Source organism: Aquincola agrisoli (genome assembly GCF_036621135.1).
Taxonomy (GTDB): Bacteria; Pseudomonadota; Gammaproteobacteria; order Burkholderiales; family Burkholderiaceae_C; genus Aquincola; species Aquincola agrisoli.
In genome coordinates, this window is sequence record NZ_JAZIBG010000019.1 from 1 (window position 1) to 22,960 (window position 22,960).

Annotated in this window: 22 protein-coding genes; 6 read left to right on the top strand and 16 right to left on the bottom strand. The window is 69.9% G+C overall.

Annotated features, from left to right (window positions below; all coding sequences use genetic code 11):
• Positions 1-93 precede the first annotated feature (93 nt).
• Positions 94-324 carry a DUF2789 domain-containing protein gene (locus tag V4F39_RS06275; RefSeq protein ID WP_332288458.1) on the bottom strand — a complete coding sequence of 77 codons (231 nt, stop codon included), beginning with the start codon at positions 322-324 and terminating at the stop codon, positions 94-96.
• Positions 325-518: 194 nt separating this feature from the next.
• On the opposite strand from V4F39_RS06275, the gene V4F39_RS06280 reads away from it, so the two are divergent.
• The 3 genes from V4F39_RS06280 to V4F39_RS06290 all read left to right on the top strand — a co-directional run bounded on the left by V4F39_RS06280 (position 519) and on the right by V4F39_RS06290 (position 4,127).
• Entirely contained in the window at positions 519-2,090 is a 1,572-nt protein-coding gene (locus tag V4F39_RS06280) for a GGDEF domain-containing protein (protein ID WP_332288459.1), read from the top strand.
• An 88-nt stretch (positions 2,091-2,178) separates the two neighbouring features.
• Positions 2,179-2,778 carry a nitroreductase family protein gene (locus V4F39_RS06285; RefSeq protein WP_332288460.1) on the top strand — a complete coding sequence of 200 codons (600 nt, stop codon included), beginning with the start codon at positions 2,179-2,181 and terminating at the stop codon, positions 2,776-2,778.
• Between the two features lie 128 nt (positions 2,779-2,906).
• Complete coding sequence (locus tag V4F39_RS06290) at positions 2,907-4,127, top strand: PEP-CTERM sorting domain-containing protein (RefSeq protein WP_332288461.1); 1,221 nt, start codon at positions 2,907-2,909, stop codon at positions 4,125-4,127.
• Positions 4,128-4,178: 51 nt separating this feature from the next.
• On the opposite strand, the gene V4F39_RS06295 is transcribed toward V4F39_RS06290, so the two are convergent.
• The 7 genes from V4F39_RS06295 to V4F39_RS06325 form a co-directional block, all read right to left on the bottom strand.
• Positions 4,179-5,210 carry a BMP family protein gene (locus V4F39_RS06295; RefSeq protein ID WP_332288462.1) on the bottom strand — a complete coding sequence of 344 codons (1,032 nt, stop codon included), beginning with the start codon at positions 5,208-5,210 and terminating at the stop codon, positions 4,179-4,181.
• Positions 5,211-5,306: 96 nt separating this feature from the next.
• Positions 5,307-6,263 (bottom strand): ABC transporter substrate-binding protein, encoded by a 957-nt coding sequence (locus V4F39_RS06300; protein ID WP_332288463.1) that lies wholly within the window; start codon positions 6,261-6,263, stop codon positions 5,307-5,309.
• Between the two features lie 151 nt (positions 6,264-6,414).
• A complete protein-coding gene (locus V4F39_RS06305; RefSeq protein ID WP_332288464.1) occupies positions 6,415-8,274 on the bottom strand; it encodes a CE1 family esterase in 1,860 nt (619 codons plus the stop codon).
• A 33-nt stretch (positions 8,275-8,307) separates the two neighbouring features.
• On the bottom strand, positions 8,308-8,691 hold the full coding sequence (locus V4F39_RS06310; protein WP_332288465.1) for a hypothetical protein: 384 nt from the start codon (positions 8,689-8,691) through the stop codon (positions 8,308-8,310).
• A gap of 13 nt (positions 8,692-8,704) precedes the next feature.
• A complete protein-coding gene (locus V4F39_RS06315; RefSeq protein WP_332288466.1) occupies positions 8,705-9,724 on the bottom strand; it encodes an MBL fold metallo-hydrolase in 1,020 nt (339 codons plus the stop codon).
• Positions 9,725-9,768: 44 nt separating this feature from the next.
• Positions 9,769-10,791 carry an MBL fold metallo-hydrolase gene (locus V4F39_RS06320; RefSeq protein WP_332288467.1) on the bottom strand — a complete coding sequence of 341 codons (1,023 nt, stop codon included), beginning with the start codon at positions 10,789-10,791 and terminating at the stop codon, positions 9,769-9,771.
• A 74-nt stretch (positions 10,792-10,865) separates the two neighbouring features.
• Positions 10,866-11,507, bottom strand: a complete 642-nt coding sequence (locus tag V4F39_RS06325; protein WP_332288468.1) for a PEP-CTERM sorting domain-containing protein — start codon at positions 11,505-11,507, stop codon at positions 10,866-10,868.
• 337 nt (positions 11,508-11,844) lie between these two features.
• On the opposite strand from V4F39_RS06325, the gene V4F39_RS06330 reads away from it, so the two are divergent.
• Positions 11,845-12,846 (top strand): LacI family DNA-binding transcriptional regulator, encoded by a 1,002-nt coding sequence (locus tag V4F39_RS06330; protein ID WP_332288469.1) that lies wholly within the window; start codon positions 11,845-11,847, stop codon positions 12,844-12,846.
• An 18-nt stretch (positions 12,847-12,864) separates the two neighbouring features.
• Here the strand turns inward: V4F39_RS06330 and V4F39_RS06335 are convergent, their stop codons facing one another.
• Positions 12,865-13,626, bottom strand: coding sequence for an IclR family transcriptional regulator (locus tag V4F39_RS06335; protein ID WP_332288470.1), 762 nt, complete (start codon positions 13,624-13,626; stop codon positions 12,865-12,867).
• 23 nt (positions 13,627-13,649) lie between these two features.
• Complete coding sequence (locus tag V4F39_RS06340) at positions 13,650-14,507, bottom strand: isocitrate lyase/PEP mutase family protein (RefSeq protein WP_332288471.1); 858 nt, start codon at positions 14,505-14,507, stop codon at positions 13,650-13,652.
• A gap of 176 nt (positions 14,508-14,683) precedes the next feature.
• Here V4F39_RS06340 and V4F39_RS06345 point away from each other — a divergent pair, with 176 nt between their 5' ends.
• Both V4F39_RS06345 and V4F39_RS06350 read left to right on the top strand, forming a co-directional pair.
• On the top strand, positions 14,684-15,670 hold the full coding sequence (locus V4F39_RS06345) for a Bug family tripartite tricarboxylate transporter substrate binding protein (RefSeq protein ID WP_332288472.1): 987 nt from the start codon (positions 14,684-14,686) through the stop codon (positions 15,668-15,670).
• Between the two features lie 7 nt (positions 15,671-15,677).
• A complete protein-coding gene (locus tag V4F39_RS06350) occupies positions 15,678-16,520 on the top strand; it encodes an HpcH/HpaI aldolase family protein (protein WP_332288473.1) in 843 nt (280 codons plus the stop codon).
• Here V4F39_RS06350 and V4F39_RS06355 read toward each other — a convergent pair.
• From V4F39_RS06355 to V4F39_RS06380, 6 genes are all read right to left on the bottom strand, one after another.
• Positions 16,493-18,607: a TonB-dependent receptor gene (locus V4F39_RS06355; protein WP_332288474.1), complete on the bottom strand. Its 2,115-nt coding sequence runs from the start codon at positions 18,605-18,607 to the stop codon at positions 16,493-16,495. The two genes, V4F39_RS06350 and V4F39_RS06355, sit on opposite strands and share 28 nt — an antisense overlap.
• 87 nt (positions 18,608-18,694) lie before the next feature.
• Positions 18,695-19,651 carry a Bug family tripartite tricarboxylate transporter substrate binding protein gene (locus tag V4F39_RS06360; protein ID WP_332288475.1) on the bottom strand — a complete coding sequence of 319 codons (957 nt, stop codon included), beginning with the start codon at positions 19,649-19,651 and terminating at the stop codon, positions 18,695-18,697.
• 130 nt (positions 19,652-19,781) lie between these two features.
• A complete protein-coding gene (locus V4F39_RS06365) occupies positions 19,782-21,269 on the bottom strand; it encodes a mannonate dehydratase (RefSeq protein ID WP_332288476.1) in 1,488 nt (495 codons plus the stop codon).
• A gap of 108 nt (positions 21,270-21,377) precedes the next feature.
• Complete coding sequence (locus tag V4F39_RS06370) at positions 21,378-22,049, bottom strand: PEP-CTERM sorting domain-containing protein (protein ID WP_332288477.1); 672 nt, start codon at positions 22,047-22,049, stop codon at positions 21,378-21,380.
• A gap of 192 nt (positions 22,050-22,241) precedes the next feature.
• Entirely contained in the window at positions 22,242-22,460 is a 219-nt protein-coding gene (tatA, locus tag V4F39_RS06375; RefSeq protein WP_332288478.1) for a Sec-independent protein translocase subunit TatA, read from the bottom strand.
• Between the two features lie 48 nt (positions 22,461-22,508).
• Positions 22,509-22,952 (bottom strand): hypothetical protein, encoded by a 444-nt coding sequence (locus tag V4F39_RS06380; protein ID WP_332288479.1) that lies wholly within the window; start codon positions 22,950-22,952, stop codon positions 22,509-22,511.
• Positions 22,953-22,960: the final 8 nt, after the last annotated feature.

Consider the following 22,960-nt stretch of genomic DNA (forward strand, 5'->3'; position numbering starts at 1 on the left):
TGCGCAAGCTGCTGACCACGCTCAATGCCATGGTTCGCACCAACCAACCTTGGAACCACTCGCTTCACGGCGCTTGACTTCGAAGACGGTTACTCAGTGCAGCCGCTCGTTGAGCTGGTCGATCAGCGGCACCCAGTCGGCGTCGTCGCGCCATTCCTCGCGCAGGAACTGCGCCTGGGCGGGGGTCCAGAAGGGCGCGTCGGCGAGCAGCTGCCCCGGCGGCAACGGCCGGTGCGACGCGATGAAGCGCTCGATCTCGTCGCCGCCCGAAGGCAGTCCGAGCTGCTCGAACAGCTCGCTCAGCGTGTGGACGGGGGTTTCCATGGGGTTCTCTCCTCGAAGGCCGCGGCCCTGCCGGCCGCTGCGCCACCGTAGCAGCCGCGGGGCCGCCGGGCTGTAGGACAAGTCCACCTGTCGGGCGCCGCGCCGCGCTGGCGGACAATGCCAGCTTCCGCGAAATGCGACCGTTGGGGTGACGTCGATGTCCTGCGTCTCTGGGCAAGCAATGCGGCCGGCACGTGGCTGAGGCGAGGCCGCGGCCTGACGGCGCGCCCGCACCGCGGGCGCGCTCGCTGCGCACGCTGCTGGCGGCGCTGGTGGCGGCCTGCATGCTGCCGGCGGTGCTCGCCACGGGCGTGCTGCTGTTCGAGGACTACCGGCTGCAGCGCGACAGGCTCTACCGCGAGGAGCTCCTGCTGGCGCAGGGCGCGGTCGCGGAGATCGACCGCGAGCTCGCCCGCATCGATGCCACGCTGCAGGCCTTGTCGACCTCCCACGAGCTGGCCGCGGGCGACCTCGCGGCCTTCCACGAGCGCGCGAGCCGCGCGCTCGCCATCGGCCTGGTCGACAACTACGTGCTCGTCGACCGCCGGGGGCGGCAGCTGCTGAACACGCTGCGCCCCTATGGCGAAGCCCTGCCGGAGCACGGCACGCCCGCCGCGCTCGCACGGGTCTTCGAGGGCGGCGAATCGGTGGTGACGGGCCTCTTCGTGGGGGCGCTGTCCAAGGAGCCGGTCATCGGCCTGGCCGTCCCGGTGTGGCGCGACGGGCGGGTGGTCTACAGCCTGGGGGTCGGGCTGGCGCCGAGGCGGGTGGCCGGGCTGCTGCGCCGGCAGGCTTTGCCGGAGGGCTGGATCGCCGTGGTCGTCGACGGTTCCGGCTCCATCGTGGCGCGATCGCTCGACAACCAGCGCTTCGTCGGCGAGAAGGTGGTGCCGCAGCTGGCCGAGGCGCTGGCGACCCGGCGCGAGGGCGTGTTCGACAGCGCCACGCGGGAGGGCTTCGAGGTCATCACCGCGTTCAGCCGCTCGATGGTGTCCGACTGGACCGTGGCCGTCGGTGCGCCCCATTCGGTCCTGGTGTCCAAGCTCTACCGCGCCGTGTCGATCGCCGCGGTCGGCGTGGCCTGCGCCATGGGGCTGGGCATGCTGCTCGCGCTGTACTGGGCGCGGCGGTTGAACTCGTCGATGCGCCGCCTGATCGGGCCGGCCCTGGCACTGGGCCGGGGCGAGCCGGTGGCCGCGCCGCGCACCGGCCTGAAGGAGGCGGACGCGGTCGGCGAGGTGCTCGAGCAGGCTTCCAACATGCTGGCCCACGCGCAGCACCTCGCGCACACCGATGCGCTGACCGGCCTCAGCAACCGCCTGCTGTTCGAGGCGCTCGCGCACCGCCAGCTGGCCGACGACCTGCGTCACGGCCACCGCCGCGTGCTGCTTGCCCTCGACCTGGACGGCTTCAAGGCCGTCAACGACCACCATGGGCACGCCGTCGGCGACCAGGTGCTCAAGATGGCTGCGCAGCGCATCAGCGCCAGCCTGCGCTCGGCCGACGTGGCGGCCCGGCTGGGCGGCGACGAATTCGTGGTGCTGCTCAGCGACACGAGCCCCGACGGCGCCGTCGTCGTCGCGGAAAAGCTGGTCCGCATGCTGTCGGAGCCGTATCCGGGCGTCAGGCAGCCGGTGTCGGCGAGCGTCGGCATCGCGGTCGCGCCCAGCGGCGGCGTCACGCTGGCGGATCTGCTGCGCCGTGCGGACGAGGCGCTCTACGAAGCCAAGCGGGCCGGCAAGCGCCGCTGGGCGGCGCACGGCTGACCCGGGCGCAATCCACCCACGCCTGCACGGCCGGCGCCGCTCGGGTAGGCTGCGCCATTCGTTGACATCAGCAACCACCTGCAAGCGCATGACCACCCACCGGCACGCCGAACATCCCATTGCCCCGTTCTTCTTCGAGCGCTGGTCGCCGCGCGCCTTCACCGGCGAGGCGATCGATGAACCCACCCTGTGGACGCTGTTCGAGGCGGCGCGCTGGGCGCCGTCGGCCTTCAACGCCCAGCCCTGGCGCTTCATCTACGGCCGCAGGGGCACGCCCGCGTTCCAGACGCTGTTCGACGGCCTGCTGCCTTCCAACCAGGCGTGGGCGGGCCAGGCCTCGGCGCTGGTGGCGGTGGTCTCCGCCCGGCAGGTGACCGCGCCGGGCAAGGCGCAGCCGCAGGACAACCACTCGCACAGCTTCGATGCCGGTGCCGCCTGGGCGCACCTGGCCCTGCAGGCGCAGCTGTTGGGCTGGCACACCCATGGCATGGGGGGCTTCGACCGCGACAAGCTCCGCGCGAGCCTCGGCGTGCCCGAGGGCTATGCGTTCGAGGCCGTGGTCGCCATCGGCCGCATGGGCGACAAGTCCACGCTGCCCGAAGCGCTGCAGGCGCGCGAGGTGCCGAGCAGCCGCCGGCCGGCGGGCCAGTCGGCGGCGGAAGGCCGGTTCGACTTCGAAGGGGCCTGACCGCGCGGGGGCCTTGCGGCGGGCGGGGCCGGCTTCGCTGCGCGCTGGGGAACTAGGGGTGGGCGCCCCGCATGGTTTTTGTGACATTCCCGAACGCGAATGCCAAGCCGTGCCTGTAGGAGATGCCCATGACCGTCCCCCGTGCCCTGACCTTGCTGGCCCTGGCCCTGCCGCCGCTGCACGCGGCCGCGGTGCCGGTGGAGATCGGCGACGTCGCCCACTACCTCGACAACCGGGGGCCTTCCACCACCGGCCTGAGCACCGGCGTGCGCACGGTGCTGAGCGCCCTGCCGGTGCAACCGATCGGCGGCACGACGGCGTTCGCCTTCAATCCCGACTACCTGGACGGCACCCCCGTCCCGCTGACGTTCCAGTCGTTTGTCGTGGGCGGGGCGGAGTTCGCACGGACGCAGCCGGCCGCAACGGCGCCGTCCAGCGCCTGGACGCTGGTGTTCCGCAACGGCGGCGACGAGGTGCGGCGCCAGACGCCGGACATCGCCGGCGCGGCGCTGATGGGCTACGCCCGCAACGTGGCCATCGGCGGCACCGGCACGCCCACGCTGAGCTGGGCGGCGGCGGCCGGCGAGTCCTACGATGCCGTGCGCCTCAACTTCTACAACCTCGACCAGCGGGTGAATGGCGTCGCCACGCTGTTCCGCACCGCCAACCTGCCCTCGTCGTCGGCCAGCCAGTTCACCATTCCGACCGGATGGGGCCTGGAGGACGACACCCGGTACTCGGTCGAGATCAGCCTGATCCGCACCCGCGACGGCACCGGCAACCTGGCGCCGTCGAACCTGCTGTCGCGGTCGCGTTCGTACTTCGACTTCGTGCTGCTCGACGAGCCGGTGGCCGGGCCGGTGTACCTGCCGACCGTGACCGGCGGCGGCAGCGATCCCTACACCTTCCGCTTCAACATCAGCGGCGTGTCGAACGAGACGACGACGTTCATCGATCCGGTGGTGGCCGTGGGCTACGAGTACACGATCGGGGCGGGCGACCCGAACTTCGCCTCGGTGCTGCTGCCGTCGATCGGCGACGGGCAGTACCAGCTGCACCTGTGGGACGGCGCCGGCTGGGTGGCTGCGGGCAGCCTGCTGGCCGGCGAGCGCTTCGACTTCGCGCCCGGCGGTGTCGGCAGCTTCCGCATCACCGGCATCGAGCTCGAGGCGGGGCTCGATCCCGCCGATGCCACCGCGTTCGTCACCGGCCTGACCTTCGCGGCCAGCGGCAGCTTCACCGGCACGATGACGCCGCTGGTGGCTGCCGTGCCGGAGCCCGGCACCGTCTCGCTGCTGCTGGCCGGCCTGGCGCTGGTGGGCGGCTGCGCGCGCCGCAGGCGGCCTTGAAGCCGTGAAGACGCGCCCGCGGTGCACGCGGCGCGCCGGCGCCGCCGCACCTCAGGCCGGCGTGGCGAACTCGGGGCCGTCGTAGGCCTCGGGCACGTGCCTGCGGCCCTTGGCGATGTCGTCGGCCACCTGCTCGATGCGGGCCTTCACCGCGGCCGGTACGTCGGCGGCCATCGTGAGCCGCACCGCCTGCGGGTCGGCCAGGCCGACCTTGCGCACCTGGCCGGCCGGGAACGTGCCGGCGCGCACGTCACGCACCGCCTGGTAGACGCCGATGCTCACGTCGGCCACGGCCGAGGCCACGAACACCGAAGGGTCGACCGTCACCCAGTCGATCACGTTGCCGATCTGGCGCGTGCCCTTCTCGCGGCAGGCCTGCGTCACGCCGTCGCGCCCGGCGTTGAGCATCGTGAAGATGACGTCGGCGCCCTGCGCCATCTGCGCCAGCGCGACGCGCTTGGACAGCGCGTTGTCGTCCTGGTGGCCCGAGAAATTGGTCAGCACGCGCACCTTCGGGTCCGTCGCGCGCACGCCGGCGACGTAGGCCGCACGGCCCTTCAGGCCCGGCCGCACGCGGATGCCCGACATGTGCCCGACCACGCCGGTGCGGGTCGTCAGCGCGGCCAGCACGCCGCCGAGGTAGGCCGATTCTTCCTGCAGCACGTCGTAGCTCGCGAGGTTGGCGCCCGTCACCGCGCCCTGCGTGACGACGAACTTCGTGTCGGGGAACCGCGCGGCCACCTCGGCGCAGGCTTCGTTGTTCTGGCCGCCGTGCGCGATGACGAGGCCGGCGCCGCCGGACGCCAGGCGCGTCAGTTCGGCCGCCAGCAGCTCCTTGCGCGGCTGGATGTTGTCGATGAACCGGGTCTGCACGCCCAGCTCGGTGCGGGCGCGTTCCAGGCCGCGCCAGCCGCTTTCCATGAAGCCGCGGTCGTCGACCTTGCCGGCGAAGAGCGCGCCGACCGAGAGGGCGCGGCCGTCGCCGCCGAGGCCGCGCTGCGCGGCGCAGCCGGTGAGGAAGGGGGTTGCCAGGAGCGCTGCGGTGCCCAGCGCCATGCGGCGGCGAGAGAGTGTGTGTGTCATGGATCGGCAGTGTGAAAGGATCGCCGGCCTGGCCGGCGCCGCACGATCATGCACGGTATGTGCCAGCCCCACCGCTGCGGTGGGGCAGGGCACCGCTCACGCCGGCACGAACCCGCCGTCGAACGTCGGCCGCACGTCCAGCCGCTGCTTCAGCAGCCCCGCCTCCAGGAAGAAGTCGGCCGTGCGCTGCTGGTCGGCCAGCACCTGCGCATCGGCCGCGATCCACTGCTGACGGCGCCGCTCGAACTGCAGCCGCGCCGCGTCTGGGGCGATGCCGATGATGCGGGCCAGCGAGGCGGCGAACTCGGGCACGTGCCGGTAGGACCACTTCTGCGCCCGCACCACGCGCTGCGCGAAGTCCTGCAGCGCGGCACGCTTGTGGGCCAGCGCGCTGTCGGTCGCGGCCAGGAAGCTGAGCCCCGACGACAGCCCGCGGCCGCTGACGAGCACACGCGCCTGCCCGGCCGTTTCGGCCATGGCGGTGTAGGGCTCCCAGGTGGCCCAGGCGTCGATGGCGCCCTGCGTCAGCGCCAGCTTGGCGTCGGGCGGCGGCAGGAAGCGGAAGGTGTCGGCGTCGGGCTGGAGGCCGGCCGAGGCCAGCGCCTTCAGGGCGATGAAGTGCCCGATCGAGCCGCGGTTGGTGCCGATGCGCCTGCCCTTCAGGTCGGCCGCGGTCTTCAGCGGCGAATCGGGCCGCACCAGCACCGCAGTGCCGTACGGATCGGAGCGGTTGACCGCGAAGGCCTTGATGCGCACCCCGTTGGCCAGCGCGAAGATCAGCGGCGCATCGCCGATCGGGCCCAGGTCCACTGCCTCGGCGTTGAGCGCTTCGGCCAGCGGCGCGGCGGCCGGGAACTCGGCCCACTGGATCTCGTAGTTCAGCCCCTTCAGCTCGTCGGCCGCTTCGAGCAGCGCGCGCAGCCCGCCCTTCTGGTCGCCGGCCTTCAGCACGGTGGCCCGCGCGCTGCCGCTTTGGGCGCCCACGAAGGCCGGCACGGCGGCCAGCGCAGCCATGCCGAGGGCGAGCTGGCGGCGGGTCGCGTCGATCGTCATGGGCGTGCCTGCGTCGGTCGAGGTGGGAGGGACAGGGCGGCATTCATCGGGTCAGGCTCCGGACGCAGGCGAACGCCGCGTTTCGAACCGGACCTTAGGCCGCCCAGGCCTCACGGAGAACGAATGTTTTCCGATGACCTTATGCGCGCCGTCACGGCGTGTACGTGAGCGTACCGTCGGCGTTGCGCCTGTACTTCGAGAACATCTGCGTCCACATCAGGTCGGCCTGGCCGCCCGGATGCCAGAAGTGCGGCACGTAGTCCGTCGTCTGCCAGACGTAGTGCGCCTTGCCGCCGGTGAAGTACCTGACGTGCTTGCGCGCGTCGGGCCCGAGCGTGGCGGTGCTGGTCGGGACGGCCTCTTCCTCCCTCGCGGCATCGGCGTAGCCGTTGACCACCACGCGCCAGAAGCGGCGAGACGCTTCCTGCCCCGCGGCACCGCCGGGGAAGGAGTTGTCCGGCTCGGTGCCGCCGCGGCATTGCCACAGGGGCATGGGCACGTCGGTGCGGATCTGCGGATAGTTCTGGTAGTTGTTGTAGACCGTCGCCGAGAAGTGGCCCGAGTAGCACGGCGCGGCCCCCGCGAAGAGCTGCGGGTACTCCACGATCACGCGGTTGGTGAACGCGGCCCCCGCCGAGACGCCGGTGATGAAGATGCGCGAGCTGTCGATCCGGTACTTCGTCTTCAGGTGGTCGATCAGCTCGACGATGTACTGCACGTCGTAGTTGACCGTCCGCGTGGTGCTGATGGTGCTGCTGAAGACCGCGTCGAGCCCCTGCGGGAAGACGGCGATGAAGCCGTTCTTCTCGGCGGCGGGCACGTAGTCGGTGTTGATCGCCTGCCACCACGCCGAGCCGCGGATGCCGTGGAAGTTGAGCACCAGCGGCACCGTGCCGTTGCCGGCCGTCAGCTTGGCGTAGCCGGTGGGCAGGTAGGTCAGGAAGCGGCGGTCGCCCCGTGCGGCCTCTGAGAACTTGTGCGTGCTGTCGATCAGGCCCAGTTCCTGGTCCGTCTTCGTCTGCACCAGGGTGCCGTTCACGCGGTCGTCGTTTTTGAAGCGGATGACGTGGCTGAACATGTTCTTCCACAGGTACTGGCTCAGGTCGCGTCCCGAGAGCTCGGACCTGGCGGACGACACGCGCACCTCCTGGAAGCCGTTGGCGGCGTTCTTGTGGGTCGTGGTGCGGAAGTACCGGTCGCTGCGGCTGGTGGCCGCGGCCGCCACCGCGTTCTGCGCTTTCCAGTAGTCGGCCTGCCGCGTGACGTCGAGGCCCGCCTTCGTCGTGATCATCCATGCCGACATCGCCGTCGCGGGCAGCGAGGCACCGAACGGCGTGTCAGGCGACCGGACGACGGGGCCCGGCGTGGCAGGGTAGGTGTACGCCGTCTTCGGCAATGTGAACACGGCAGGGTCGGCCACGCCGTCGATGCCTGCCACCGCGCTGATGGGCGCCAGGTAGCCGATGACCGGGCCCATCATCGCGAGCTGGTGGGCCATCGCGGCCCCGGTGCCGAAGCCCGTGGGGTACACCGCATTGGTGTCGGAGATGTTGAACTTGCTGCGGATGTCCGCCCAGGCGGCCTGGATGTAGGCCAGTTCGTCGGGCCCGTCCTTGGCGAGGGTCGTGTTCCAGGTGCCGTTGACGGCTTCCGGATAGATCACGACGAAGCCGTTTGCTTCGGCCAGCTCGTGCCAGAGCGTCTGCCTGGCGTTGGCCTCGCCGTTCTGCCCCTGGTCGTGGAACGAGACGACGATGCGGATGTTCTTCAGGTTGACCGCCTTCAGCGCGTCGAGGTTCGACGGCAGGTAGTAGCGGTAGCTGCGGGCGGCACCGTTGACGGTGACCGTGCCCGTCGCGACCTTGTCGATCGCCACGGTCGGTATGGCCATCCCGCCATACAGGTCGTCGGTATCGTCGTTGTCGTCGCTGCTGCCGCAGGCGCCCATGGCCAGTGCCATGGCCACCACCACGGCCGACCGGCGGATGCCGGCTGTCCAGTGCTTGTCCATCTTCATCTCCCTCTGCAAAAATTCCGGTTCATCTCAAGAAAAAGGAACGACGAGCCGCGCCAGCACCACCTGCCCATCCGGGAGGTTGACGATGACCTGCAGCTTGTCGCCGGGCTGCAGCGCCACGTCCGGCGCTGCCATCCCGTTGGACGGCAGCGCGGCCAGCGCGAGCGTCGCCGTGCGGTCGCCTCGCGTGATGTCCAGCGCGCCCGTGGCGCCCTGGAGGGGCACTGGCGTGCCGTGGTCGTCCACGAACACCAGCACCCCGCCTTCAGCCTGCCGGACGAGCTCGACCGAGAGTTCGTTCGACCAGGCCACGAGGCCGCCGCGCAGCGGGAACAGGTCCCCGTGCGCGGCCGCCGGCAGCGCAGCGGCCAGCGCCGCTGCGAAGGCGAGCCGCCGGGCGAAGGGCCTCATGGGTCGCGCGTGCTCAGCGCGGCAGCACCTGGGCGCTGCGTGCCGCGGAGGCCCGCACGCACATCGACTGCACCTTCAGGAAGCGCTGCCACTCGTCGGTGCCGACCACGTAGGGGTGCGGGTCGGCCATGTCGGCGGCCGACTGCGGGTTGGGCACCAGCGCGCGGCGGTGGCGCAGCAGATCGTGGTTGAACAGGCTCAAGTCCTGCGTCTGGTGGTTGGCGAGCAACGTGTCGACGTTCTTCGCTGCCGTGACGGCTGCGAACTTGGCGAGCGAATCGATCTGCAGCATCTTGTTGGTCGCGTTGCCGGGAATGCCGAAGCCGCCGTACATGCCCGCCATGCGCTTGGTGCCGTGGTCGTACACCGGGAAGATGCTGGACACCGCGCCGTTGGTGTGGCCCGGCGTGGCAACGAAGTGGAAGGTGGTGTCGCCGACGGTAAAGTCCTCGCCGTCGCTGATCACGATGTCCTTGGCCGGGGAGTTGGCGCTCGTCATGCCGGCCCATGCCGCTTCGGTGGCCATCACCTTGAGGCCGTAGGTCTGCTGCAGGTAGCGGGCGCCGCCGTTGTGGTCGCCGTGCTCGTGCGTGATCAGCAGGTACTTGGCATCGGCCATGTTCAGCCCGAGCTTCTGCAAGCCCGCCACCAACACGTCGGCGGCCAGCGCCGCGTTGTTCAGCGCGTCGATCAGCACCAGGCCCTCGCTGGTCTTCACCGCCCAGGCCGACACGGCGCCGCCGCCCGCCCAGTAGAGGTTGTCGAAGACCTGGATCGGCGGCATCAGGTACGGATCCTCGGCGTCGCCCGAGTACATCGAATAGGCCTGCGCCAGGATGCAGCGGCGCAGGAACGCCGGTGCCTGGTCGCCGCCCGCCAGCTCGCGGGCACCGTTGAGGTAGGCGTTGACGAGGTCCTTCTGCTCGTTGGGGAAGGTGGGCACCGACGGGATCGTCTGCGCCGCCGCGCCGAAGGTGGCGGCCGCGCCGATGGTCATCACCATCAGCGCGCGGAGGAATCGCGGGTTGTTCATCGAGGTCTCCTGGGAGGGGTGGGCTGGCGCGGGGGAGGGGCCGCTCACCGCGGCAGCACCTGGCCGTTGCGGGCCGCGGCGACGCGCGTGCACTCCGAGATGATCTGGAGGAAGCGCTGGTACTGGCCGCTGGCCGCCATCACGTAGGGATGCGGGTCCTGGAAGTCCGCGGCGGACTTGGGCGCGCGGCTGAAGGCCCGGCGGTGGCGCAGCAGGTCGTGCCCGTAGACGCTGAGGTCCTCCGAGCCGTAGGCCGACATCAGCACGTTGACGCCCGCGGCCTGGCTCACCGTCGCGAACTTGGCGAGGGAGTCGATCTGCGTCATCTTGCCTTCGGCGCTGTCGGGGATGGCCAGGCCGCTGTGGAAGGCCGCCATGCGCCGGGTGCCCTTGTCGCTCACCGGGAAGATCGCCGTCAGCGCGCCCGCCGTCACGCCGGGCGTCAGCGTGAAGTCGAAGGTCACGTCGCCGATGGTGCTGCGCTGGCCGTCGTACAGCACGATGTCCTGCATGGGCGCGCCCGCCGCCGAGGCCATTGCGGCCCAGGCCGGCGCCGAGGCCATCACCTTGGCGCCGTAGGTCTCCTGCAGGTACTTGGCGCCGCCGATGTGGTCGGCGTTCTCGTTGGTCAGCAGCACGTACTTGATGTCCGCCGGGTTGAGGCCCAGCTTCACCATGCCTGCCACGAGGATCGTCTGCGCCTGGCTTGCGTTGTTCAGCGAATCGATGACCACCAGGCCGGCCGAGGTCTTCACGACCCAGGCCGAGATGGCGCCCTGGCCGACCCAGTAGACCTGGTCGAAGACCTGGATCGGCGGCATCAGGTACGGCGCCTGCGCGCTCGCCGCATACATGGGGTACACCTGCGAGTAGATGCAGGCGCGGTAGAAGTGCTGCCGGTTCTCCTTGCCGGCGATGATGCGGGCCTGGTTGAGGTGCTCGGCCACGTCGGCGTGGATCGCGTTGGGGAAGGTGGGAATCGACGGCGTCTGGGCGGCAGCGCCGCCCGTCAGGGCCGCGCCGAACGCCAATGCGGCGGCGAGCCTATGGAATCGCATAGGGCACATGGAGGTCTCCTGTGAGGGTGGGGACGGACCGGCGGTCCGCTGGGCGCCGGGGTGCGTCGGCGCGGCCGCGGGCTTCAGCCGGCGCTGCGGCGGCGGCGGACGGTCCAGGCGAGCGCGCCCACGCCGGCGAGCATCAGCGCGTAGGTGGAGGGTTCGGGCACGGCCACGGTGATGCCGCCGATCGTCGGCCACGCCGCCAGCAGGTTGCCTTCGTCCACCGCGATGCTCAGCGACAGCAAGGGTGCCGACGACACCACGCCGAAGAAGGCCGTCGCCGAGTTGAGCGACAGCAGCGTGGTGCTTTCGTTGAGGGCGGTGTCGGTGACGGTGATGCGCAGCGTCTGGTTGGCCAGCACGCTGCCCAGGTCGTTGGTGCCGAAGAACAGGCCGCCGATCGCGGTGGCGCCGCCGGAGAAGCCGCTGAAGGAAATGGCATCGCGCCGGTCGTTGTTCGACAGCCAGCGGCCGGCGTCGCTGCCCGCGCCGTACAGGCCGCCGGCGGAGGCCACGGTGTAGCCGTAGGCGCCGGCGCTGCGCGCGAGCGAGGCGGCCAGTTCGCCGCCGGCCAGATCGGCGAACGTGTCGGTCGAGGCCTGGCTCACCTGGGCCAGGAAGTCAGCCTCGGTGGTGTAGGTGGCGAAGCCTGCGTGCGCTGATGCGCCCATGGCGACCAGCGCCGCCAGGGCCAGCGGTTGGAGAACCTTGCTGTCGATCATTCACTTGCTCCTCGTTGTGATGGCTCTGAAGGGAGATGCGCCACGTACACGTTGCCGCTGCCCTCAGGTGGATTGTTAACGCTCACAATTTGGTAGCGCAACCATGTTCTCGTAGGTGTTAGCCCTGCCGGTACATGACTGACGGCGGGACAGAGCGTTGGCCTCAGAGCAGCGCGGGCTGCGACGCTTTCTATAGGAGGTATCGCTACCAGAGGGGCGATATGTGCCGGTCCGACACGTGGGTCTGCCACACCGTGCGCCCCGCCCGCGCAGGGCGCTGGAATGGCGCGGCAACTTGGAGACAATGTTGCATCTCGCACACGAACCGTAAGAAGCTGTGAACACTGGCGCCAAGCCCTTCACGATGCACGACGTCGCCCGACTGGCGGGCGTCTCGCCCATGACCGTCTCGCGGGCGCTGAACACGCCAGAGCGCGTCTCGCCCGAGATGCTCGCGCGGGTCCGCGAGGTCGTCCGACGCACGAACTTCGTGCCCAACGCCATGGCCAGCGGCCTGCGCCGCGCGCGGGCGCGGCTGGTGGCGGCGCTCCTGCCCACGCTGGTCGGTCCGGTGTTCCAGGAGATGGTCGAGGCGCTGGACCGGGCACTGCACGAGCGCGGCTACCAGTTGATGATCGGCCAGAGCGGCTATGACGCCACGCGCGAGGAGGCACTGCTGCGCGGCATCATCCAGCGCCGCCCCGACGGCATCATCCTCGTCGGCGCCATGCGCTCCGAGGAGGGCCGGCGCGCGCTGCGGGCGAGCGGCATCCCGGTCGTGGAGGCGTGGGAGCTGACGGCGACGCCGGTGGACATGCTGGTGGGCTTCTCGCATGCGGCGATCGGTGCGTCGGTGGTCGACTACCTGCATGCGCGCGGCCACCGCTGCATCGGCATGGTGAGCGCGGGCGACCAGCGCGCCCTGACGCGTGTGAACGCCTTCGCCGAACGGGCGCAGGCGCTCGGCATCACCGCCGTCGCGCCTGCCTTCACGCCCGCGCCGAGCACGATGGGCGCCGGCCGGGCGGGCCTGGCCGAGCTGCTGGCACGCTCGCCCCAGGTGACCGCCGTCTTCTGCAGCTCGGACATGCTGGCGCTCGGCGCCTCGATCGAGGCGCGCGAGCGCCGGCTGGCCGTGCCCAAGAAGCTGGCCATCATCGGCATGGGCGACCAGAGCGTCGCGGCGGATGCCGCACCCCCGCTCACGACGGTGCGCATCGATGGCACGCGCATCGGCCGCATCGCCGCCGAGATGGTCGTGGCGCGGGCGGACGGCCAGGCGCCGGGCCAGGCCGTGGTGGACATCGGTTTCTCGATCGTCGAGCGCGCGAGCACGTAGGCGCCGGCGCGGCATCGCTCAAGGGTCCATCGGCCCGAGCACGCCCTGCACCGCGAGCCGCAGTTCACGCACGATCAGCGCCATCTTGGCGTCCAGCCTCGTTACCGGGCCCCCCACGCCGAAGGCGACGGGATGGCCCCGCACCGGCCAGGGCAGGGGCATGGCGATCATGCCGGTACCGTCGAACACGCCGTGCCGGGACATCGCGAAGCCGTGCCGCCGCACCTGCTCGACGGCCTCGCGCACCCGCGGCAGCGTGGTGACCTTGACGATGCCGCGGCGCTCGCGCTGCGCACGGGCGACCAGGCGGCGCAGCGCCTGGTCGTCTTCGAGGCTGAGCAGCGCGATGCCGGTGCCGGACGAGCACACCGGCCGCAGCACGCCGGGCTCGGTCGGCACGACCTTCGGCCGCGCCCGCTGCGCGACGATGACGTACTGGGCATAGGTGCCGCGCCGCACGGCGGCGACGGCGGTCTCGCCGGTCACGCGGTGCAGTTGCTCGATCGCACGCTGCAGCGCCGGCTCGGCGGCCAGTCCGTCGTCGGCGATCCAGCTGCCCAGCTGTGCGACGCGGGCGGTCGGGACGTATTCGTGGCTGCGCCGGTCGTGTGCAACATAGCCTTTGCGGATCAGCGTGGCCAGCAGCGCGGCGGTGCTCGACTGCGGGAAGCCGGTGAGCTCGACGATCTCGCGCAGCGTCAACGGCACCTGCCGCGACTCGAACAGCTCCAGCAGCGTGAGCACACGCGCCGCGCTCTTCACTTCCTCGTGGCGGTCCATGCGGTGCAGAGATTTGGTGCCGGTCAGACCGGCAGGAAGGCGCTCTCGTGGCGGTGCACCTCGTCCATGCCCAGCATCTGTTCCAGCTCGCCCGTGGTCGCACGGCCGGCGGGCAGGGCCAGCCCCTGTCGCAGCGCTTCGAGGTTGTCGCGCACCGACCGGGCCGCGCCGGCGAGCGGCAGCAGGGGATGCGTGATCACGCTCGCGCGGCCGTGGAAGAGCGCCGCGTCCTGCGTGGCGGCCCAGCCGAGGCTGGAGATGAAGAGCGGCAGCGCGGGGAACTCTGCGCGCAGGGCGTCGAGCAGGTCGGTGGAGCGCAGCGCCGGGCTGATCAGCTTGAACCCGTCGACGCCCGCTTCGGCGTAGGCGCGCGCCCGGTGCAGCACCTCCTGTGGTTCGCGGGCATCCGTGCGGGCAACGACCATCAACGCCGGATCGCTGCGCGCAGCCAGTGCGGCCCGCAGCTTGCCGACCGCCTCCGGCACGTCCAACAGTTCGGCGTCGGCACTGATCAAGGGGCAGCGCTTGGGCGAACGCTGGTCTTCGAGCGTGATCGAGGCCACGCCGGCCGCTTCGAGTTCGGCCACCGTGCGCATCACGTTGAGCGCGTTGCCATAGCCGTTGTCCGCATCGGCCAGCACCGGGCGCGCCACGCGCCGGCAGACCGAGCGGCACACGCCGGCCATCTCGCTGGCGGTGGCCAGCTCCACATCGGGCAGGCCGAGCAGCGAGGCCGACACACCGAACCCCGACACCAGCACGGCCTCGAAGCCGGCCTGCTCGATCAGCCGGGCGCTGAGCACGTCGTAGCAGCCGGGGACGACCAGGGGCTGGGGCGCGCGCAGGCGCTCACGCAAGGCAAGACGGGTCGAGGCGGGCACGCTGCTGTCTCCTTCGATGCGCCGGCACGGGCGCGGCATGGCGACGACTGTAGCGAGCCGTCCGCAGGCGCATTCCATGGATGTGGAATCGGAAGCCGGGAATCGCTCGTCGTGAGGGGTCGGCGATGCACGGGCGTGCTCCACTGGCTGCACATCCAATACGCAAGGAGACAAGCATGGTCCTCGATCGACGCCAGTGGTTGACCTCGGCCGCGAGCCTGGGGGCGCTCGGCCTGGCAGGCGGCCCGGCGTGGGCGCAGGCCGCCTACCCCAACCGGCCCATCCGCATCATCGTGCCCTTCGGCAGCGGGAGCGGCTCCGACGCCACCGCGCGCTACTTCAGCGAGAAGCTGGCACCCATCCTCGGCCAGTCCATCTACGTCGAGAACAAGCCGGGCGCCGACGGGGCCATCGGCATGCTGTCTGCCAAGGGCGCGCCGGCCGACGGCTACACCCTGGTGCAGGGCGGCATCTCTCCTTCGGTCGTCAACGCCGTGCTGGTCAAGGACCTGGCCTACGACCCGGTGAAGGACTTCGTGCCGCTGCTGGGCTACGGCCGCAACATGAATGTGCTGGTCACCGCGAACGAATCGCGCCTGAAGACCTTCGCCGACGTGCAGCAGCAAGGGCGCGCCGCGACCGCACCGCTCAACGTGGGCACCTTCTCGACGACGCTGCATCTCGCCGTCGCCTGGCTCGGGGAGGCGACAGGCGTCCCGTTCACCAGCGTGCCGTACAAGGGCCAGTCGAACGTGCTGAACGACGTCATCGGCCAGCAGCTCGACCTGGCGCTGGTCGACCTGGGTGGCGCCTCGCCGCTGCTTCGCAGCGGCAAGCTGCGCGCCCTGGCCGTGACCGGGGAGAAGCGCAGCCCCGACTTCCCGGACATCCCGACGGTGCTCGAAAGCGGCGTGCCCGGTTACGTGCTGTACAGCTGGAACGCGTTCTACGTGCGCAGCGGCACGCCCGCGCCGATCCGCGAGCGCCTGGCCGATGCGATCCACCGCGTGATGACGTCGCCCGAGACGATCGACCAGCTCTACCGTCCCAAGGGCACCGAGGGCATCCCCCTCAGCGCCGAGCAGATGCGCAAGCTGCAGCTCGAGGAGATCGAGCGCTTCCGCCAGATCGCCGGCAAGCTGAGCACCGTGCTGCCGCGCTGAGGTCCCGATGTATCCCCGTCCCAATCCCTTGAAGGCGCGGCTCGCGGCCGACGAGCACATCCTTGGCCTGTTCGTCCAGACGCCCAGCCCGGACGCGGTCGAGATCGCCGCGGCCGCAGGGTTCCACTACGCGATCATCGACCTGGAGCATGGCTCCTTCGGCCTCACCGAGGCGCTGGCGATGATCCGCGCGGCCGAGGCCAGCGGCATCTGCCCCCTGGTGCGCGTGCCCGACCAGAGCCCGGCCATGCTGCGCCGCGTCGTGGAGGCGGGGGCCATGGGCGTCTACGTGCCGGACGTCCGCACCGCCGACCAGGCGCGGGCGGCCATCGCCGCCCTGCGGTTCAAGGCGGGGCACAACGGCGGTACGCGGGGCGCGTGCCCGACGGCCCGCGCCGCCCGGCCGCGCAACGCAGGCTGGCACGACTTCGTGCGCTGGTCCAACGACGAGCTGATGGTCTGCCTGCTCGTCGAGAGCGCCCAGGGGCTTCGCAACCTCGACGAGATCCTGGGCGTGCCGGGCATCGACACGATCGTGCTGGGGCGGTTCGACCTGTGGCACGAGCTGGGGCTGGAAGGTGACCGCTACCATGAGGAGATCGACCGGATCTTCGAAGACTTCGCGTCGCGGGCGAGGGCGGCGGGGGTGCGCTACGCGACGCGCCTGAGCAGCCTCGAGCATGCTGCGGCGCGTGAGCAGTGGCAGGCGGCGATGGCGCGCGGCGAGCGCGTCTTCACGCTCGGCTCGGACCGCCAGCTCCTGCTGCGCGCCTTCGAGGCCGCGACCGCCCCGATGGCGGCGGGGCCGGGGGTGGCTGCGGCTCAGAAGCTGGCGCTCAGGGTGCCGTAGAGGGAACGGCGCGGCCCGAACTGGGGCGCCCCGACGCCGACACCTGTGCCGTCGCGGACCTCGTACGACTTGTCGAAGAGGTTGACGATGGCCAGGCGCAGCCCGATGCGGCTGTGCCCCGGGCCCTTGACTTCCCGCGCCACGCCGACGTTCGTCTGCAGGTACGAAGGCAGGTGGTCCGAGTTGGGTGAGCCGCCCTCCGGGGTGCTGCGCATGCCGCTGCCGAAGAAGGCATCGGCGGATAGGACGTTGCCCCGCCACTTGTACGCCACGCCCCCCGACAGCGCGAGCCGCTGGTCGTGGTCCATGTAGACCCACTTGCCGTTGATGTAGTCGAGTTCTTCCTGTTCGAAGTTGTATTGCCCGGATGAAAGGCCCTTGCCGCGCGCCCAGGACACCGCGGCATTGAGGTAGGCCGAGACGTTGTCAGATCGGTACTGCGCGGTGAACTCCAGGCCGAAGACCCGGGCCTTCGACCAGTTGTACGGCGAGGTGACCAGGGCCCGCCCGAACTGCCCGAAGTCGACCATGTTGCGGACGAACTTGCCGTACACGTCGACGCCGAGGTGGAGTGCCGGCGTGGCCTGGTGTGCCAGCCCCAGCTCGAGGTAGTGGATGCGCTCCGGCACCACCGGCGACGAGAGCTGCACCTCGGGCTGATTGGTCGTGTTGGCGAACTTCGAGATCGTGTCCGGGCCGATGAGTTCGAGCCGGGGCGGATTGAAGAAGCGCGAATAGCCGGCATGCACCGACGTGCGCCCGCCCAGCCTGTACACGGCGTTCAGCCGCGGGCTGAGCTGGCTGTTCCGCGTCAGCCCGTCGAGCTTGTCGTACCGCAGCCCGTAGTTCACGGTCAGGTCCGGGGTAGCCTTCCACTCGTCCTGCAGGTAGACGCCGGCCAGATCGGCGGCGACCGAGCGGCCGTCGTTCACGCGCAGCGGCGCGCCCGGCACCTGCGCGCCGTCGTCGTCGGCGGGGAACACCAGGGCGTCGTTCTCGCTGTCGGTGCGCTGGTGGCTGAAGGAGAAGCCGGCGCGGACCGTGTGCGCCTTCGACGCGTGGAGGCTGGCATCGACCTGCAGTCCGTCGGCGCGGCTGTGGCGCGCGACGCGGGAGGCGATGCCACGGTAGAGGAGGTCGCCCACCGCATCGGGACGGAAGAGCACCTTGGAATCGCGCGTGAAGAACGCGACCTGGTAGTCGAGATCGCCGCCGTTGTTGCCTTCGTAGGAGAGCACGGCGTAGCGGGTCATTTCCCGTTGCGTCTCGTTCAGGTCGGCCGATGCGACGTCGCGAAGGTCTGCCACGCCATCCAGTGGGAAGGTGGGCGTCTCGCCGCGCACGTTGGGGATCTGGAAGCGGGACTCCGCCACGCCGGCCATCACGCTCCACCGCGACCGCAGGTCCGGCACGTAGGACACCATCGCGAAGCCCTTGGCCTGCTTCGTGTCGTTGTGGATCGCGTGGCGGTCGGCGGTGGGGAACAGGATGCCGTTGCGGCCTTGCAGGTGGCTGCCGGTGACGTAGTAGGTGAGCTTGTCGGTCGAGCCGCTCAGTTCCACGGCGGGGTGCAGCGTGCCGTGGCTGCCGCCCGTGAAGCCGATCTTGCCGCCGTCCTCATAGCTGTCCTTCGTCTCGATGTCGACGATGTTGGTGCGGTAGTTGTACTGGGCGGGCAGCGCCCCCGAGATGAACTCGACACGGCGTGCGATCCGCAGGTCGAACACCTGCCCGAAACCTCCGATGCCTTCAGGAATGATCGTTCCGTTGATGCGGTACTGCGGCTGGGTCATCTCGCCGCGGATGTGCAGCCCGCCATGGTCGCCCTGCACCACGCCCGGCGCCTGCAACATCAGGTGGTTCAGGGGCGTCTCCTCCCCGCGGGGGAGCTGCTCGATGTCCCGGCGATCGAACACATAGCGGCTGGTGCCGGTCTTGGGCGACAGCCCGTTGCGTGCCTTGTTGAAGCGTTCGCCGATCACTTCGACGGTGGTTGCGTCAGGGCCGGCGGCAGGGGCGGCAGGCGCCATGCCGAGCAGGGGCATGGCCAGCAGCGCGCGCGCCACCAAGTTGCGATGGGATTCCACGGGGTCTCCTCTCTCCGTCTTTTTCTCTGGGATGAAGAAGGCCGCCTCTGCGGGCGGCCTTCCGGGCTGATGCCCCGCGGCGCGGACTCAGTCGGCCGTGATCTTTCCGACCTCGATCACCTTCTTCCAACGGGCGAATTCAGCCGCCTGGAAAGCGGTGAATTCCTCCGGCGAGTTGGCGACGATCTCGAAGCCGAGGTCGAGCAAGCCCTTGCTGGTCTGCGGGTCGTTGAGTGCTTCGGCAATGGTGGCGTGCAGCTTCGACTTGACGTCGGCCGGGATGCCCTTGGGCGCCGCGAAGGCCTGCCACGAGTAGACCGTCACGCCCTTGTGCCCCAGTTCCTCCATCGTCGGCACGTCGGGAAGCAGCGGCGACCGCTTGGCGCTGGTGATGGCCAGCGCGCGGAGCTTGCCCGCCCGGATGTTGGGCATCAGGATGTTGATGTTGGTGAACGTGATGTCGACCTGGCCACCCAGCAGATCCTGCATGGCCGGCGCGCCGCCCTTGTAGGGCACGTGGATGGCCTGTGTGCCGGTCTCCTGCCAGAACAGTTCGGCGGTGAGGTGATCGGACGTGCCGTTGCCGGCCGAGGCGAAGCTCATCTTGCCCGGGTTGGCCTTCATGAACTTCATGACGTCGGCCAGCGACTTGTGCGGTGACGAGGCGGGAACGACCAGCACGTTCGGCGCCTGCACGGCGACGCTGATGTAGTCGAAGTCCTTGAGTGCGTCGTAACCCGCGTTCTTGATCAGGTGGGGGCCGATGACGTAGGGGCCGAGCGATGAGACGAGCACGGTGTAGCCATCGGGGGCTGCGCGCTTGACGGTCGCGGCGCCCAGGGTGCCGCCGGCGCCGGGCTTGTTGTCGACGACGACGGTCTGTCCGTACTTCTGCTGCAGCTTCGGCGCCACGGCGCGTGCGATGGAGTCGGTCGAGCCGCCCGCCGGGAACGGGACGACGAAGGTGATCTGCTTGTCGGGCCACGCGGCTTGCGCTGCGGCGGCGGCCAGTCCGAAGACGGCGGCGATGAGGGTCTTTTTCATGGAGGGGGCTCTAGCGTTGTCGAGATCGCGGCGTGCAAGAGGGCTGCGCCGCGCTGGCGGCGCCCGGCCGGCGGAAGGCTGCTCGAGGGGGCTCGTGGCAGGCCTTCGTGCCGGCCGGGCGTCCGTCCCGTTACCTCAGGGCGGTGACCGTGGCCGAGGCGACCAGCGTGCCCTTAGCGCCGCGGAGGCTGCCGACGATGTTGAACTGGTTGCCGGTCGCGGTGGAGGCGATGTCCGCCTTGCGGAACGTGGCCACCACCGACTTGCCGTCGCCCGACACCGCATAGGACAGCGCCTTCACGCCGTTGGCGTTCACCTGGCTGATGCCCCAGGTGCGCAGGTCCGCATTGCCGGCCACCGTCAGCACGGTGTTGACCGTGCCGACCGGCGTGCGCAGGTTCAGCACGTTCGGCACGACCTGCAGCGACGCGGTCGGCTTCACCGGATACGGCGGCGAGAAGGTGTCCACGGCCTTGATCACGCCTTCGATGTAGCCGAAGCCCTGCGCGAAGCCTTGCCTGTTGCCGCTGTCGTCGGGGCTGGAAGGCATGTGGTCCGGGTCGATGCCGTACTCGAAGCCTTCCTCGGCCAGCACCTGGATCAGCTTCGGGTAGTTGATGACGCCTTCGTCCGGCCACACTTCGCGGAAGTTGTCGCGATGACCTTCGATGTTGCGCAGGTGGATGTTGAAGACCCGCTTGGTGCGAGCCAGCGCGCGGACGATGTCATAGATCTCGGCATCGGGATCCCAGAGCGCCTCGGCCAGCGTGCCGCAGCACAGGTTCAGGCCGTGGTACGGGCTTTCGTACAGCGACAGGAACTTGAACAGGCCCATGCCGTAGGGCTGGCTCAGCACGTTCTCCAGCACGCCCTGGTAGCCGCCGGGCGGCGTGCCCGGATCCTGCGGGTGGCAGGCCGCCCGGATCTTGTACTGGTCGCAGACGGGCATCACGCGCTGCAGGAAGTAGTCGATGCGTTCCCAGAAAGAGTCGGCGGTGACGATGCCGGCGCGGGTCGGGCCCGGATCCGACAGCTTGCTCGCGTCGAACTCGCGGTAGGTGGAGTTGCCGCGGCCCGGGATCCGGCCCGAGGTCAGCACGCCCAGCAGGCTCATGTTGTACTTGAACGCCGGTATGCCGGCGGCGGCCATCGCCGAGATGCAGAGCTGGATGCTTTCGATGTCCCGGTCGCGCTGCGGGCTGTCGGCCATCATGATGGCCGGATTGCGTTCGCGGTCGATGTGCGTGGAGCCGAGGAACGGCAGGGTCACGCACTCCACGGTCAGGCCGTGCTTCGCCGCGAAGTCCATGACAGGACCGAAATCGGACGGCACCCAATAGTTGCGGCCGCCGCTGGTGGGCACCGACGGCAGCCAATGCTTCACGCCGTGGCGGACCAGGTAATTCGCCCATTCGTCCGTGGTCGAGCCACCCTGGCGGCTCACGTGCAGCTTGAGGGGGCGTGGAATCAGCCCAGGCGCGTTGCCGGCAGCGTTCTCTGCCAGCACGCTGGTGACGGCGGCGTGGACGCTGGGCGATGAGGCCAGCATCCCCGTGGCACCGGCCGCCGCGACTGCCGCCGCGCCACCGCTCTTCTGGAAAAATCCTCTGCGATCCATTTGTCTTCTCCTGAATGCCCTACCGGGCGTTGAGATGCCTGCATGCCGGATCTGGCGCACAGTCTTGTGATCAAGCTTTGAATGCCGCGTGTCCCACGCGGGCTCGCATCAAGCCGCGAGCGTGTCGCGCCAGCGGCTCGCCGGACGGGCCTTGAACGCCACCAGCAGGATGCCGGCCAGCATGAGCAGCCACGTGGTGGGCTCGGGGACGGCGGTCACCTGGAAGCCCACGGACGCCACGTTCAGCGCGTCGCCCCCCACGAAGGCCGTGGCTTCGCTCGTTAGCGACAAGCTGAACGTGTTGGAGGTGCCGGAGGGAATGAACAGCGAGAAGCTGTAGTTGTCGTTGACGGGAACGATGGTGCTCACCAGGGTGCCGGTGCTGTTGGTCAGCAGGAACGACAAGGTGCTGTCGGCGTAGGTGCCTGCGCTGCCGAAGTTCTCGCTGGTGTAGTTGAACTGGAAAGTGAAGTTGCCGCCGCCGGCGAACTCGCCGGTGTAGGTGCCCGAGCCCGACGCGCTGGCGAAGCCCGACAGGCCGCTGGCTTCCGCCGTGGTGCTCAGCAGGCCAGCCGTCGCGATCGCGGTTCCTGCGGCGTAGTTGCTGCCGTCGAAGGCCAGTGCGTTCGTCAGCAGCGGCAACGGCGCGGCGTCGCTGCTGCCGGACTTCACATCGGCGGTGGCATCCGCGATGGCTGTGGCGGTCGTCTCGTACAGCGAGCCGGTGAAGACCACCGGCGCAGCGTGAGAACCGAACGTCGCGCATGCCAGGGAAGCCACGAACAGTTGGGCTACGGTCCCTTGTCTCATACATCCTCCATTGACGTCTATCGAAGTTGACTCATGGCTCACCTTGAGCCGCTCACCTCATCTGCGGCCTCGCCCATCGGGCAGGGCGCACCAGATCAAAAGATATCGATAACAAATTCGGCTGCAAAAGCGGCCTATTGCGAAGCATCGATGCTTCAAAGCTCAGGAACGATGGCCGGGGGTGTCGATGGGCGAAGGCTGCGCGGGCGCGCTGCCTTGCGCATTGGTGTCGCGGGCCTCGGCGCCGCTGCCGACGCCCTCCTTGAAGCCCTTCACGGCGCCGCCGAGATCGGCGCCGATGTTCCTGAGCTTCTTCGTGCCGAAGATCAGGACGACCACCAGCAGCACGACGAGCCAATGCCAGATGCTGAACGAACCCAATGGCGGCCTCCAGACATCAGCGGTACACGCGACCCGTTGCAGCCCGGCTCAGCGGGCCCGGGCTGCCGGCTTGCTCGACATGGACACCGCCTGCGCGATCGGGTTCATGCCCGTGTAGCGGAGCTCCGAGACGATGGCCTGCCGGTTCGGCAGGTTGATGACCACGCGCAGCATGTCGCCGTGCTTGATCTGCGCGCCGTTGAGCACGACGGCGGTGCCGTCTGCCGTGGGTTGCATGGGATGGCTGCGGACCTTGCCGTCGCGCTGGATGTCGATCTGCGCCTTGGCGGCCTTGACGGAGAGCGGGATGTCGTGTTCGTCGACGTAGATGCGGAACTTGCCGTCCGCTTCGTTGGTGATCTCGATCGAGCGATCACCGCTCGCGGAGGCCGTGATGCCGCCGCGGACCGGCAGGTGCTCGTCGCATGCCCAGGACGCAGTGCTCAACACTGCCATCGCCCATACCGTGATGCCGCGCGTGAATGGAAACATGGGATTCG

Excerpts from the sequence above, each read along its gene's own strand:
- V4F39_RS06275 (WP_332288458.1), bottom strand. The coding sequence starts at position 324 with ATGGAAACCCCCGTCCACACGCTGAGCGAGCTGTTCGAGCAGCTCGGA.
- V4F39_RS06285 (WP_332288460.1), top strand. The coding sequence starts at position 2,179 with ATGACCACCCACCGGCACGCCGAACATCCCATTGCCCCGTTCTTCTTC.
- V4F39_RS06290 (WP_332288461.1), top strand. The coding sequence starts at position 2,907 with ATGACCGTCCCCCGTGCCCTGACCTTGCTGGCCCTGGCCCTGCCGCCG.
- V4F39_RS06295 (WP_332288462.1), bottom strand. The coding sequence starts at position 5,210 with ATGACACACACACTCTCTCGCCGCCGCATGGCGCTGGGCACCGCAGCG.
- V4F39_RS06300 (WP_332288463.1), bottom strand. The coding sequence starts at position 6,263 with ATGACGATCGACGCGACCCGCCGCCAGCTCGCCCTCGGCATGGCTGCG.
- V4F39_RS06305 (WP_332288464.1), bottom strand. The coding sequence starts at position 8,274 with ATGGACAAGCACTGGACAGCCGGCATCCGCCGGTCGGCCGTGGTGGTG.
- V4F39_RS06310 (WP_332288465.1), bottom strand. The coding sequence starts at position 8,691 with ATGAGGCCCTTCGCCCGGCGGCTCGCCTTCGCAGCGGCGCTGGCCGCT.
- V4F39_RS06315 (WP_332288466.1), bottom strand. The coding sequence starts at position 9,724 with ATGAACAACCCGCGATTCCTCCGCGCGCTGATGGTGATGACCATCGGC.
- V4F39_RS06320 (WP_332288467.1), bottom strand. The coding sequence starts at position 10,791 with ATGTGCCCTATGCGATTCCATAGGCTCGCCGCCGCATTGGCGTTCGGC.
- V4F39_RS06325 (WP_332288468.1), bottom strand. The coding sequence starts at position 11,507 with ATGATCGACAGCAAGGTTCTCCAACCGCTGGCCCTGGCGGCGCTGGTC.
- V4F39_RS06335 (WP_332288470.1), bottom strand. The coding sequence starts at position 13,626 with ATGGACCGCCACGAGGAAGTGAAGAGCGCGGCGCGTGTGCTCACGCTG.
- V4F39_RS06345 (WP_332288472.1), top strand. The coding sequence starts at position 14,684 with ATGGTCCTCGATCGACGCCAGTGGTTGACCTCGGCCGCGAGCCTGGGG.
- V4F39_RS06350 (WP_332288473.1), top strand. The coding sequence starts at position 15,678 with ATGTATCCCCGTCCCAATCCCTTGAAGGCGCGGCTCGCGGCCGACGAG.
- V4F39_RS06360 (WP_332288475.1), bottom strand. The coding sequence starts at position 19,651 with ATGAAAAAGACCCTCATCGCCGCCGTCTTCGGACTGGCCGCCGCCGCA.
- V4F39_RS06365 (WP_332288476.1), bottom strand. The coding sequence starts at position 21,269 with ATGGATCGCAGAGGATTTTTCCAGAAGAGCGGTGGCGCGGCGGCAGTC.
- V4F39_RS06380 (WP_332288479.1), bottom strand. The coding sequence starts at position 22,952 with ATGTTTCCATTCACGCGCGGCATCACGGTATGGGCGATGGCAGTGTTG.